This is a genomic window from Gottfriedia sp. OAE603, assembly GCF_040543965.1.
GTDB classification, from domain to species: domain Bacteria; phylum Bacillota; class Bacilli; order Bacillales; family Bacillaceae_G; genus Gottfriedia; species Gottfriedia solisilvae.
The window spans coordinates 3,381,205-3,394,733 of sequence record NZ_JBEUNN010000001.1 but is presented as its reverse complement, the minus strand read 5'-3'; the positions used below and the strand labels follow the sequence as shown (position 1 = coordinate 3,394,733).

Genomic DNA, 13,529 nt, shown 5'->3' with positions numbered 1-13,529 from the left:
TTCTTTTTATATGAATATGGTAAGATAGATTAGTTAGTTTGATCGAATTAGTAGGAGGCAGTTTATGTCAGATTCAAAATTGCTACGTGGTACCTTTATTTTAACTGCTGGAACTTTTTTTATAAAATTTTTAGGGATGATTTATACATTCCCGTTTTTTGCTTTAGTTGGTACGCAAGGTTCTGCATTATATAATTATGGTTATGTTCCTTATACATTATTCATTAGTATCGCAACTGCAGGTGTTCCTTTAGCAGTAGCAAAGTTCGTTTCAAAATATAATGCAATAGAAGAATATGAAACAAGTAGACGATTATTTCATGCTAGTCAACTACTATTAATATGTACAGGCTTTTTAGCTTTCCTAGTTTTATATTGTATCGCTCCAATTATTGCACCATTGATGCTTCCAAAGGATACGCATGGAAATAGTGTTGAAGATGTGGTAGGAGTAATAAGGATTGTTAGTACAGCTTTAATATTTGTGCCTTCTCAAAGTTTATATAGAGGATTTTTCCAAGGGCACCAGTCTATGGGACCAACAACTGTATCTCAATTATTTGAACAAGTAGTTAGAATTGTATTTACTTTAGTTGGGAGTTACTTAATCCTGAAGGTTTTTGGTGGAACAATTACTCAAGCAATTGGGCTTTCTACTTTTGCAGCTACATTAGGTGCAATTGGGGGATTACTAATTTTATTTTGGTATTGGAAAAAAAGAAAAACTCATTTAGACGAATTACTTCCGAAATCAAAAGGGAATATTCATCCTACCAATATGGAAATGTTTAAAGAATTATTTTCATATTCAATTCCGTATGTATTTGTTGGGCTAGCAATACCTTTATATCAGCTTATTGATCAGTTTACATATAATCGTACAATGGAATCGATTGGTTTAAAAGAAATTGCCGAATCAACATACGTAATGTTTTCATTTACAAGTCACAAATTAGTCATGATTCCTGTTTCTCTTGCGACTGCTTTTGGATTAACATTAGTACCCGCAATAACAGAAGCATTTGTAAATAAAAATCATAAAAAATTACATAGTCAAATTACGCAAACATACCAGGTTGTGTTCTTTTTAACACTACCAGCAGTCGTTGGTATTTCAGTTTTAGCGGAACCGATGTATAGCGCATTCTATGAAAAGAGTCAGCTTGGTGGTATAATCCTAGGTTTCTACGCACCGGTTGCATTATTATATTCTTTATTTACAGTTAATGTTGCAATTCTGCAAGGATTAGACAGACAAAGATATGCAATTAAAGGTCTAATATATGGAGTTATCATAAAAATCGCACTTAACGTACCTTTAATTTATCTACTTCAAACAAAAGGCGCGATTTTAGCAACAGCATTGGGCTATATGTTTTCTATCGGCTATAATTTCTATTATATTAAAAAATACGCCAATTTTTCTTTTAATAGGGTATTAAGACGAATCCTATTTATGATTATTCTGTCAGGCATTATGGCAGGTGCAGTATTTATAGTCGAACAATTTTTGGGTATATGGTTCACATATAATGATGGTAGACTCGTTTCAATGATTTTAGTTTTAATTGGCGCTGCTGTTGGTGCAGTTGTTTATTTAGGCGTTGCATATAAATTAAACTTATTTGAAATTATATTAGGAACTAGACTTACAAATCGTTTATTTAAAAGAGGAAAAAGAGGATAATTCACATATTGTGAACCATTTGAAGAAAATGGTTCACTTTTTTTAAATTAGTCTTGTTAAAAAAGAGTGTTGAGGTATCATATAATCAACTCGTATTACATAAACGATGCTATCTTATCGGAGTAGCGAGAAAGACTAACAGGCAGAAAGAAATTGCTAGATGTAGCGTAGCCTGTAACAAAATTAGAAAGACTAGGTGTAAAATCATGAGAATCGATAAAATATTAGCAAACATGGGTTATGGTAGTAGAAAAGAAGTAAAAGGATTATTAAAAAAAGGTGTTGTGAAAATAGGAGATAATATTGTAAAAAGTCCTAAGGAGCATGTCGATTTAGACAATCAAGTTGTTTCGGTTAATGGTGAGGTTGTAGAGTATAAAGAGTATGTTTATTTAATGATGAATAAACCACCAGGTGTTATTTCTTCAACTGAGGACTCAGAGCATGAAACAGTGATCGGATTATTAGAATATGAAGATATTATATTTGAGCCATTTCCTGTAGGTCGTCTTGATAAGGATACTGAAGGATTATTATTAATTACAAATGATGGACAATTGGCGCATCAATTACTTTCACCTAAAAAGCATGTACCAAAGAAATACTTTGCTACAATTGATGGAGTTGTTACAGAAGAGGATATAAAAGCATTTGAAAAAGGTGTAACACTTGATGATGGTTATGAAACAAAACCTGGTTACTTAACAATTCTTACTTCAGGTCAAGAATCTGAAATCGAGTTAGTCATCATGGAAGGAAAATTCCATCAAGTAAAAAGAATGTTTGAAGCAGTGGGCAAGACAGTGACTTATTTAAAGAGGTTAGAAATGGGACCATTAAAGTTAGACGAAACATTGGAGTTAGGTGAATATAGAGAATTAACTGATGAGGAACTTGAATTACTAAGATCAGTAAATGAAGAAAAATAGCGTAGAAAAAACACGTATCTTGATTAGACGTCAGACCAATCAAGATACGTGTTTTCTTTACGTTTAATTATGAAGTTGCTTTTACTTTTTTCCCTGTTACGGCCCATTTTCCCCTACTAGGACTATAAACTAGATTATTAAACTCTAAAATGTTTAAATCACGTTGGATTGTTCTAGGTGTTATACCAAACTCCTCCACTAGGTCTTTTGTAGAAACGGTACCATTTTCACTAATATACATGTAGATGGCTTTAATACGAGTTAGCATTCGAGAAGTTCCAGAATTCAAAAAACCACTCCTTTTACCGCTAGATTGATCTCATAACAGGTTGAAAAATATATTACTAGATTAAGCTATATTTTCATTGTACTCTTTTTCAGAAGATTCATAACAAAATTTATGAAAATTATACAAAAATTTAATGAAAATTTGTGCAAACGTAATCACTAAATGAGTTTCAGGTAATATATTCTACAAAGATTGTCATAATCCTTCTTTTTTCGTTCCAATTATAAAGAAATTATGATTAAATTTTAGAAGATGATAGAATATCTACATATAAGGAGGTTTTTTTATGACACAAATTAATTGGATGGAAGAAGTCTTAAAACGAAAAGACGATTTTCTAAATCAAACGATTGAGTTATTGAATATCGAAAGCGTTTACGATGAATCAACTATTACAAAAGAAGCACCAATGGGTAAAGGCATCAACGAAGCACTTACATACATGTTAAACCTAGGTGAAAAAGATGGATTTACGCAAAAAAATGTAGATGGATATGCTGGGCATTTAGAAATGGGTAGCGGTGAAGAGTTAGTAGGTATTCTTTGTCACTTAGATGTTGTACCTGCTGGAGACGGTTGGTCACACGATCCATTTGATGCAATTATTAGAGATGGAAATATATATGCTCGTGGTGCAATCGATGATAAGGGACCAACAATGGCTGCTTATTATGCGATGAAAATTGTGAAGGAATTAGGTTTACCGATTAATAAACGTGTTCGCATGATCTTAGGAACTGATGAAGAAAGTCAATGGCGCTGTGTAGATCATTACTTTGAAAAAGAAGAAATGCCAACAATGGGTTTTGCACCTGACGCAGACTTCCCAATCATCTATGCTGAAAAAGGTATTTTAGATATTCAATTTAACCAAGATCTATCTAAAGAAAACAATGAAAGCGAATATAAATTAATTTCATTTGCTTCAGGTAGACGTGTAAATATGGTACCTGACCATGCAAAAGCTATCATTTCAGGACCAAAATTTGATGTAGACGCTTTTAATCGTCATATTAGTGAATTAGGTTGTAAACCTAGTATAAGCGAAGAAAATGGTTATCAAGTACTTACAGTAGAAGGCGTATCTGTTCACGGTATGGAACCTGATAAAGGGAAAAACGCTGGTATTGCTTTAGCAAGCTTCTTAAATCAATTTGGTATGAATAAACACGCTGAAAGCTTTATCAAATTTATTGTTGAAAACTTTAAAGGTGACTCACGTGGTAAAAACCTTGGGGTTGCATATAGTGATGATATAACGGGTGATTTAACAATCAATATAGGAATTATGCAATATGAAGATCAAAAAGGTGGAACATTTGGTTGTACTTTACGTTATCCAGTTACAACTGAAATTGATTCAGTTATCTCAACACTTACTACAAGTGGTAACAAGTATGGATTTGAATTTAAAGAATTAAAAAATTCAAAACCACATCATGTACCACAGGATCATCCATTAATTCAAACTTTACAAAAAGTTTATGAAGAGCAAACTGGTGAAGAAGCTACTTTATTAACAATTGGTGGAGGTACTTACGCACGTTCTCTAAGTGCAGGTGTTGCATTCGGACCACTATTTTTAGGTAAGCCAGAAGTAGCACATCAAAAAGATGAATATGCTGAAATTGAGGATTTATTAAAAGCAACAGCAATTTACGCACAGGCTATTGCTGAATTAGTCAAATAATAAAAGAAGGGGGATTTCAGACTGCCTGCCAAACGCTCGCTTTCTTCGTTGCTTCGCCTGCTTGCGGTGCTCATTACCGTCAAAGGTAACTCCGCTCCTCATCCGGCTTGCGCCTCGAAAGACAAGCGTTTTCAGTCAGTCTGAATCTCTTAGTTTTTGTACTTAGTCTATAACTTGGGGAAAGAAGTTAATTACTTTCCCTTTTTCATCATGTTTAAATAGTTAAGGTCTGTAGTGAGACTTTTTCGTTTACACAGTTAATTGAGAGGAAAATGATTTTGAACAATTTACGTGAAAAAAGTATTATTTACATATTTATGGCTTATTATTTTTGTTTGTTTTTTGCAATTGGATCTCTAGGACCTTTACTTTCTTCTTATTTTAAAATTGAATTGGATCTATCAACCTCACAAATAGGATTATTAATGTCACTAACGCCAATCGTCGCCATATTTTCACAACCATTATGGGGAATGATAAGTGACTATACTCAAAATCCTAAAAAAATGCTACTTATTGCTCAAATATCCACGATTGCAATAGCTCTTTTCTATTCAACAATCACATCATTTGGCATGCTTTTATTTATCGTTATCGCACTTTCATTAACGCAAAGTGCATTAATTCCATTATCAGATAGCATTGCACTCAATTATGTCCAAAAAATTGGTGGAAACTACGGTGCCATTCGTTTATTTGGATCGATTGGTTTTGCAATTGCTGTATTATTTTCAGGGCGTCTTGCTGAAATTTACAGTTTATCAATCATATTTTATATATTTTCATTTTTAATTTTAGTTGGTCTATGTATCACATTTTTCTTACCTAAATCAGTTCCAACGAATCAGAGAGAATCGATATTAAAAGGTTTACCAGTTTTGCTATCTAAAAAGAACTTTTTATTATTCTTAGTTTTTGTATTTGTTGTATTTGGTCCAATCAGTGCAAATAATACTTACTTTGGTTTATATATTCAATCAATAGGTGGCACATTAACAGGAGTAGGAATTGCTTTTTTAATTTCAGCTGGAAGTGAAGCGCCTTTTATGCCAATCGCTAAAAAGTTAATTTCTAAATATGGTATCTATAATATTTTAACTTTGACAGCAATTGTCTCTGCATTGAGATGGTTTATTTACTTTACAAATCCTCCGTTAATCATTGTATTTTTATCGTGTTTATCGCAAGGTTTAACAGTCGGACTTTTTATCCCTGCTGCATTGCAGTATACAAGAGAGCAAGCACCCGAATCATTAAAGGCAACTGCAGTTACGATTTATGCAGGATTAGGATTAGGGTTAGGTGAATGGTTTTGCACGTTTATCAGTGGATTTTTATCAGAAGCATTTTCACTAAAAGCGATTTATGTTTTATTTGGCGTATTAAGTTTAATAGGTGTTGGAATAATGCAATATATCAAAAAAGATTCAACGATTGATGCGAAAAAGGAGATTGCATAGTGAGCGAACATTTATTTCTAGCGGTACCTTTACCGATGCAAATAAAAGAGAAGTTGAGTAGTTTTTCTAAAAGCTGGTACGGTCAATTACCTTTTAAAAAATGGACATATCAAGATGACTTTCACATTACCTTGTCATTTTTAGGTCCAGTTACATATACTAAAAGTAATGAACTTGTGAAACAATTACAGGAAGAATTGAAGAACTTTAATAGCTTTTCACTCAAATTACAAAATCTTGGTACATTTGGAGACACTAAACAACCACGCGTATGGTGGTGTGGCGTAAATAAAAGTAATGAACTAGTAGAATGTCAAAAAAGAGTAAGTAAAGCATGTGAAACTGTCGGTTTTGCAACCGAAAAAAGACCGTATAGTCCTCATATTACCCTTGCTAAGAAGTTCAACGATCATTTTAAGAAGGAGTTTGAGATTCCTTTAATATGGGATGAAAATAATGTGGAATTTGATGTTAACGAAATTGTGTTATATAAAATTCATCCATCGAAACAACCAAGTTATGAACCGATTGAAATGATAAAGTTATTGAAAGATTAATGACCAAAGGGGAAACAAAGTATGGCTCAGTTAATAAAATTACTAGATTATCCATCACGATATGAAGCAGATATCTACCACTATCCAAGTCAATACGTTCTATTAAAAAGAGAGCATTGGGAGAAAATTAAAGGGGCATGGCAATCGAACAATTGGGAGTTTACAGACGAAGAAAATAATTCTCAAATTCAAATTGAAGATTTAGATCCGATAAAAGTAAATGATTTTATCGAGGATGAAAAATCCTTTCTATCAAAAATTTTGAGTAAAGTAAGAAGACGAAAAAGAATTGAGCCAGATACACTTGAACAAGAGGCATCACAAATCGAGGAAGATAACATGAGCTCTATTTTAGAAATTTTTAAAGTAGCTAATGAGTATTTTTCAGAGGATGAGCTAAAACAAAAATTTTTAGACGAGCTTTTTGATTTTCAATTAAAATGGGCATCATCAATTGATTTAGATCAAAATGAAGCGGGTCGTAAAATACGTTATGATGAAACACTAAAATATTTTTTACAATCGTTTCCAGATAATCTGCTTGTGATGTATCGTCCTGTTTTATATATTGGCAAGGCTCCTATCGAATTAGAAATACTCATTATTGGACCTATCGATACGTATTGCATTTCAGTCGTAAAAGGTGATGAACACCATGTGACAATTGCGGACAAAGGGAACTTTTGGCTGCAAAAAGTTTTAAAGCATGAAAAGAAAATTGTGAATCCAATGTTCGGATTAAATCGAATGGGAAAATTAATAAAGCAAATCTATCTAAAAAACAATATTGAGAGTACAGTGCATAAAATATTGTTAACGACAAATGGTTTTATTGATTATCAACAGCCACCTAAAGATATCCAAATTATAGACAGAAGAAATTATCAACAATGGCATGAAGGCATTCTAAAAAAATCCTCACCAATCAAGTTAAGACAATTAAAAGCTGCTAAGTCCGTTTTAGCTCTTTGTGAATATACTAATCATATCGACTTAATGAATGAAGAGTCAGAGAAAGAGTAAAGTAAAGCGTTTCAATTAATATTGGATGGTGAATAGCGTTGTTTCATATTAAAAGAGCTTTTGAAGCTTATATAGATGGATTTCAAGAAATAACAATGATTATTCCCAAATCAAACAAACAGACAGAGCATACTTATTTTAATTTGGTTCATGAACATAATCAAACTCGACTACCAGTATCTTCAAGAGTCGAGTTTGTATCATTTATTAAATATACAGTACATTCACCTAATACCCTTTTATTAGATCAATCATATGAAATTGAAGATGAATTTGGTTTGCGAACAGATTTACAAGTGGGAGGAGTGATCCATTCTACTGAATTTGATGAAAAGTACGCTTACGAGGGAAATGATCTAGGTGCGACTTATACAACAGATTCAACGGTTTTTAAAGTTTGGGCTCCAACTGCTTCTAAAGTTAAATTAAGGGTATATCTGCTGACAGATGAAAATGAGAAATATACAGAATATCATATGGACCGAAAAAGTAATGGAGTTTGGGAATTCATTTTGAATGAAGATTGTGAAGGCTACGTTTATACATTTTTAGTATGTGTAAATTTAATCTGGAGAGAAGCTGTCGACCCATACGCAAAATCAGTAACTGTTAATGGTAAACACGGTGTAGTAGTTGATTTATCAAAGACAATAAAGGTTAAGAAAGCAACTAGTCCATCTATAGAAAGGTACACAGATTGTATTATTTATGAAGCGAGTATTAGAGATTTTACGTCACATCCTTTAAGTGGGGTACAAAAGAAGGGGTGTTATGAAGGTTTTTTTGAGTCAGGAACCACTTTTAATAATATGCCTACTGGATTTGATTATGTTCGTAGTCTAGGTGTGACACATATTGAATTGCTACCGATTTTTGACTTTGAAGGAGTAGATGAAGAGAACCCATTTCAATCTTATAATTGGGGATATAATCCTTTGAATTTTAATGCACCAGAGGGTAGTTATAGTCAGGAACCTAAAGATCCTTATGTAAGAATCAATGAATTGAAAACGCTTATATCTACCTATCATAGTGCTGGGCTTAGAATCATAATGGATGTAGTTTACAATCATGTTTATGATCTTCAAACTAGTCACTTTGAAAGAATCGTTCCGGGGTATTACTTCAGACAAAATGAAAACGGTTTACCATCAAATGGAACAGGAGTTGGGAATGATTTCGCATCTGAGCGATTGATGGCCAGAAGATATATTTTACATTCACTTATTTATTGGACGAAGGAATATGACCTCGATGGATATAGATTTGATCTCATGGGTATATTGGACACGACTACAATGAATCAAATTGAAGAAGAGCTGTTGAGTTTAAAGTCAGATCTTATTTTATTTGGTGAAGGTTGGGACTTGAATACCTCTTTGGATCCAACTCAAAAAGCGTCTATTCATCAAAGTCACAAACTAAAGAAAATAGGTTTTTTCAATGATAAGTTTCGAGATGGAATGAAGGGTAGTACATTTTCCATAAATGAATTTGGATTTGTACAAGGGAAAAGAAATAATGATTCTTTCGATGATTTACTAACTGGAAGCTTTGGGGGAATTTAATCACTTATCTTTATTTAATCATCCATACCAATCAATCAATTATGTTGAATCACATGATAATCATACGATGTGGGACAGATTACAACTTTCAAATCCAAATGAAAGTGAAGACATCTTAAAAAAGAGACATTTGCTTGGAACTAGTCTGGTACTTCTATCTTATGGTGTACCGTTTATTCATTGTGGGCAAGAATTTTTTCGTACAAAAATGGGAACAGAAAATAGCTATAATGCTGGAGATACTATTAATAGTATTGATTGGGCAAGAGCAGAGCGTGAAAAAAATGCTATTTCGGTGATTAAAGATCTAATCAGTATTAGAAAACGATTCAAAAGTTTGCGATTTTCTTTAAAAGAAGAAATTCAAGGACATGTAAAACCCATTAACTTACATCAAGATATAATTGGGTATCAAGTATCCGATATTTATGAGATTGATGGAGTACAAGGGATTATGGTGCTATTCCACAATGGTACGAATGACATGAAAATTGCAATGAATCAAGAAGAATTGGGATGGGTATATTTGTGGGATGGTAAGAAAAAATATGATACTGAACAGAAAGTTGTAGATCATAATCAATTGAACATCCCTGCGCTTTCTACGGTCATAATAGTAAAATATTAGCAACTACTTGCAGATTCTAAACAAACAATGTAAACTTGTTTAAGATGGCTTATTACGGCTAGATGTAATAGGCTATCTTTCTTTTTTGCTGTAAATAATAAATACCAATTCAAACATATTTTTCAACAAGGAACGGAAGAAAAATGGATCATATACAAGAAATATTAGGAAAAGAATGGACAATCTCGCCCGCTGGTGGATTCACTGGTGAAGCGTATATAGCTGAAAATAAAGATAAGAGACTATTTCTAAAGCGAAATTCTTCTCCTTTTTTAGCAGTACTATCTGCAGCAGGTTTTGTACCGAAGTTAGTTTGGACAAGAAGACTTGAAAATGGTGATGTATTAACTGCCCAGGAATGGGTTATTGCGCGTAGTTTAGAACCCTTTGAGTTATCTGCGAAAGGGGTTGCTCAGTTTTTGCATCGTATTCATTCTTCAAAAGAATTGGTATATATGTTAACTAAACTTGGAATCCATCCTTTAGAACCTCAAGAATTATTACAAACAATTGTTGGGAATTTAACTGAAGAATTTACTCAAAGTAAAATCATTGTAAAAGGGATTGAATACTTAGAGGAAAATATGCCTTCATTCAATCCAGACGACTTAGTTGTTTGTCACAGTGATTTAAATCACCATAATTGGTTATTAACTGAAACGAATAATTTATATTTGATAGATTGGGACGAAGCAATAATTGCTGATAAAGCTTTTGATCTCGGGATGTTTTTGTTTACTTATGTTGAACAAAAGGATTGGGACAAATGGCTTAGAAACTACGGCATTCGATATACAGAGGATTTAATGAATCGTATGAAGTGGTATGTTGCAGCGCAAACAATCATTTGGATCAAATGGTACACTCTACGAGAAAATGAAAAGCAGACCCTTAAAATGGAAAGTCTGCTTGAAAAAATCTTAAGTTGATTTTACAAAAATTTCCTCGGAAATTGTCAAAAATTAAGAAAACGAATCTATATCCGTTACCCATTGCGAAAGCTGATTTTGATGATTTGTAATATGTTGGTCTAAATCTGATGAATATTTTCCAGATTGACTGTAGTAATAAACATCATTTAACTTACTTTTTACATCATCAGTAATTTGGTCATTTGCTAATAATGACTGTACTAATCTTTCAAGTTGCTCACACTCTGAAACGGTACCGCAGCAATCTGATTGATGATTCGTTAAAATATCTTTTAAAATCGTTAATTGATGTTCATGATTTAAAGGCATATATCCACATCCTTTTTTAAATAAGTACACTTAAAATAGTTTGTGTAAGACAATATGATTTTATACAATACCCGTAATAACCGAGTGCCATTAGTGCTTGGTTTTTTCTATGAAAAAAAGAAAAGTGGAGACGACTCGCCCTGCCCCGACAAGCATAAGACAAGGACAGTTAAAGGTTGTTTTTTTACCTTTAAATATCATTCAATACTTTATAAGAAGAATAAAATGGCGTATTTGAAGCCATTTATTTTATGCCAAGAGCTAGATAACTGAAAGGAAGTGTACAATATGCGTTTAAGACATAAGCCAGGTGCGGCTGATCAAATAAAGCAATATGCTCACTATGTTATTCCAAATCCAACTGAGCAAAAAGGGAAATGGAAGCAAGTATTTGAAAAAGAACAACCACTTCACATTGAAGTAGGTACAGGTAGAGGACGCTTTATGGTTGAGATGGCAAAAGCGAATCCTCATATAAACTATATTGGAATTGAAAAGTATACAAGTGTCATTTCAGATGCATTAGATAAACTAATTGAAGCGGAAGTTCCGAACTTAAAGCTTTTAAATGTTGATGCACAAAAACTAACTGACTTTTTTGAAGATGGAGAAGTTGATCGTGTTTACTTAAACTTCTCTGATCCATGGCCAAAGGTACGTCATGAAAAACGTCGCTTAACGTATAAAACATTCTTATCAATGTATCAACAGATTTTACATGTTGATGGTGAAATACACTTTAAAACAGATAACCAAGGATTATTCGAATTTTCAATCATGAGTATGGCGAATTTCGGAATGACAATTCATTTCTTAAGCTTAGATCTTCATAATAGTGAATTTGAAGGAAACATTATGACTGAGTATGAGGAAAAATTCTCTTCTAAAGGGAATCGAATTTACAGAGTAGAAGCGGCATATCGAAAATAAAAAAGGACTAGCAAAGACAAATTATTGTCAATGCTAGTCCTTTTTTATATTAGGATCTGTAAAAACTCAAATAAAGTAAAAGCGATGGAACCTATAACGGCTGTCATTCCAGTACTACTGAAATAATCATGTGGGGAAGGAACGACTTGTTAAACGAACCATCCTCCAGCATCAGGAGAAACTTCACCTGTTTCACTTGGAGCGAATTTAAACAATAGCAATGCAATTAAAATAAATAATCCAACGAATGGCGCTGTTGAAGTAAAATCTAAATCAAAATAGTAGCAAATAAGTGCTGAAACAATGTACTCAACAACAATGACAATAATAATCTTGAAGATGTGTTTTAGAAAATTTTGATTACCTTTATCATAACTTAATGCATTTCTCATTTTTTTGGCGTCTTTAAATTGAAAATAATGACTGATAAAATACGCAATGAAAAATAATCCAACCTTAAATATCAAACAGATAACGGCTTTTAATATGAAATAGTTGAATAGAAAACTCATGATGTACCTTCTAAAAAAAGCAAAGCTCTTCCAAAAGTATACAATAGATTCGTAAAACAAGTAATATTCAGGTAATTTCGAAAAATGTTATACTAAAGATGAGAAATACTGGAGGGGATAATCATGGAACAATTGAAGATTGGAACTTGTGTCATTCGGTGGTTGAATGGCGGAAATACTCAATTAGATGGAGGAGCAATGTTTGGTGTTGTTCCGAAAGCTCTTTGGTCAAAAAAATATGTTGTAAATGATCAAAATCAAATACCTTTGCGTACAGACCCTTTATTTATTCAAACAAATGGATTAAATATTTTGATTGATAGCGGAATTGGTGTGAATAAATTAAATGAAAAACAAAAAAGAAACTTTGGTGTAACAGAGGATTCAAGCATAGAAGAACATTTATCAAATTATGGTGTAACAGTAGAAGATATCGATTATGTCATTATGACTCATTTGCATTTTGATCATGCTAGTGGTTTAACGAAATTTGTAAATGGTGAATACCAATCTGTCTTTTTAAATGCCAAAATCATTACATCTAAAATAGAGTGGGATGAAATGAGAAGCCCTAATATTCGTTCAGCTAATACATATTGGAAAGAGAATTGGGAAGCTATTCAAAATCAAGTTATACCATTTGAAAATGAATATGCTGTTACAGACGAACTGACGGTCATTCATACAGGTGGCCATAGTGATGGACATAGTATCATTAAAATCGAAACTGAAAATGAATTATTATTACATATGGGTGATTTAATGCCAACCCATGCTCATAAGTCACCATTATGGGTTATGGCATATGATGATTATCCAATGACTTCTGTATATGCAAAAGAAAAGTGGGTGAACGAAGGATTAAATAGAAACTCATGGTTTACTTTTTATCACGACGATGTGTATAGAGCAGTTAAGTGGAATTCAGATGGGCAAATTCTAGAATCTATTCAAAAAGGCTAATCAGCAATTATAGCCCTTCATTTTGGATCCAATTTCTAATAATAGATGAATG

The 13,529-nt window shown here is 32.7% G+C and carries 14 protein-coding genes; 11 read left to right on the top strand and 3 right to left on the bottom strand.

Annotated elements, in window-relative coordinates; all coding sequences use genetic code 11:
• Nucleotides 1-64 precede the first annotated feature (64 nt).
• On the top strand, nt 65-1,687 hold the full coding sequence (locus ABID96_RS17290) for a putative polysaccharide biosynthesis protein (RefSeq protein WP_192603080.1): 1,623 nt from the start codon (nt 65-67) through the stop codon (nt 1,685-1,687).
• A gap of 206 nt (nt 1,688-1,893) precedes the next feature.
• A complete protein-coding gene (locus tag ABID96_RS17285) occupies nt 1,894-2,616 on the top strand; it encodes a pseudouridine synthase (RefSeq protein ID WP_192603079.1) in 723 nt (240 codons plus the stop codon).
• A gap of 67 nt (nt 2,617-2,683) precedes the next feature.
• Here ABID96_RS17285 and ABID96_RS17280 read toward each other — a convergent pair whose 3' ends face one another.
• The gene (locus ABID96_RS17280) at nt 2,684-2,884 is read right to left on the bottom strand and encodes a DeoR family transcriptional regulator (protein ID WP_371870385.1); all 201 of its coding nucleotides are present in this window, start codon (nt 2,882-2,884) and stop codon (nt 2,684-2,686) included.
• Nucleotides 2,885-3,191: 307 nt separating this feature from the next.
• Between ABID96_RS17280 and pepV the strand changes: the two genes are divergently transcribed.
• The 7 genes from pepV to ABID96_RS17245 all read left to right on the top strand — a co-directional run bounded on the left by pepV (nt 3,192) and on the right by ABID96_RS17245 (nt 10,760).
• Entirely contained in the window at nt 3,192-4,595 is a 1,404-nt protein-coding gene (gene pepV / locus ABID96_RS17275; RefSeq protein WP_192603078.1) for a dipeptidase PepV, read from the top strand.
• Between the two features lie 278 nt (nt 4,596-4,873).
• Entirely contained in the window at nt 4,874-6,055 is a 1,182-nt protein-coding gene (locus ABID96_RS17270) for an MFS transporter (protein ID WP_192603077.1), read from the top strand.
• Nucleotides 6,055-6,612 carry an RNA 2',3'-cyclic phosphodiesterase gene (thpR, locus tag ABID96_RS17265; protein ID WP_192603076.1) on the top strand — a complete coding sequence of 186 codons (558 nt, stop codon included), beginning with the start codon at nt 6,055-6,057 and terminating at the stop codon, nt 6,610-6,612. The genes ABID96_RS17270 and thpR overlap by 1 nt, the downstream gene beginning before the upstream one ends.
• Nucleotides 6,613-6,633: 21 nt before the next feature.
• Nucleotides 6,634-7,635, top strand: a complete 1,002-nt coding sequence (locus tag ABID96_RS17260) for an NERD domain-containing protein (protein WP_192603075.1) — start codon at nt 6,634-6,636, stop codon at nt 7,633-7,635.
• Nucleotides 7,636-7,673: 38 nt separating this feature from the next.
• A complete protein-coding gene (gene pulA / locus ABID96_RS17255; protein WP_377896969.1) occupies nt 7,674-9,203 on the top strand; it encodes a type I pullulanase in 1,530 nt (509 codons plus the stop codon).
• Nucleotides 9,190-9,831 (top strand): hypothetical protein, encoded by a 642-nt coding sequence (locus tag ABID96_RS17250; RefSeq protein ID WP_377896968.1) that lies wholly within the window; start codon nt 9,190-9,192, stop codon nt 9,829-9,831. Before pulA ends, ABID96_RS17250 begins: the two co-directional genes overlap by 14 nt.
• A 143-nt stretch (nt 9,832-9,974) precedes the next feature.
• Nucleotides 9,975-10,760 carry a phosphotransferase family protein gene (locus ABID96_RS17245; RefSeq protein WP_377896967.1) on the top strand — a complete coding sequence of 262 codons (786 nt, stop codon included), beginning with the start codon at nt 9,975-9,977 and terminating at the stop codon, nt 10,758-10,760.
• A gap of 33 nt (nt 10,761-10,793) precedes the next feature.
• Here ABID96_RS17245 and ABID96_RS17240 read toward each other — a convergent pair whose 3' ends face one another.
• Nucleotides 10,794-11,072, bottom strand: coding sequence for a YtzH-like family protein (locus ABID96_RS17240; protein ID WP_088002602.1), 279 nt, complete (start codon nt 11,070-11,072; stop codon nt 10,794-10,796).
• Nucleotides 11,073-11,360: 288 nt separating this feature from the next.
• On the opposite strand from ABID96_RS17240, the gene trmB reads away from it, so the two are divergent.
• On the top strand, nt 11,361-12,002 hold the full coding sequence (trmB, locus tag ABID96_RS17235) for a tRNA (guanosine(46)-N7)-methyltransferase TrmB (protein ID WP_192603073.1): 642 nt from the start codon (nt 11,361-11,363) through the stop codon (nt 12,000-12,002).
• A gap of 149 nt (nt 12,003-12,151) precedes the next feature.
• Here the strand turns inward: trmB and ABID96_RS17230 are convergent, their stop codons facing one another.
• Nucleotides 12,152-12,514 carry a hypothetical protein gene (locus ABID96_RS17230; protein ID WP_192603072.1) on the bottom strand — a complete coding sequence of 121 codons (363 nt, stop codon included), beginning with the start codon at nt 12,512-12,514 and terminating at the stop codon, nt 12,152-12,154.
• A 123-nt stretch (nt 12,515-12,637) separates the two neighbouring features.
• Here ABID96_RS17230 and ABID96_RS17225 point away from each other — a divergent pair, with 123 nt between their 5' ends.
• On the top strand, nt 12,638-13,477 hold the full coding sequence (locus tag ABID96_RS17225; protein WP_192603071.1) for a YtnP family quorum-quenching lactonase: 840 nt from the start codon (nt 12,638-12,640) through the stop codon (nt 13,475-13,477).
• The last annotated feature ends 52 nt before the right edge of the window (nt 13,478-13,529 follow it).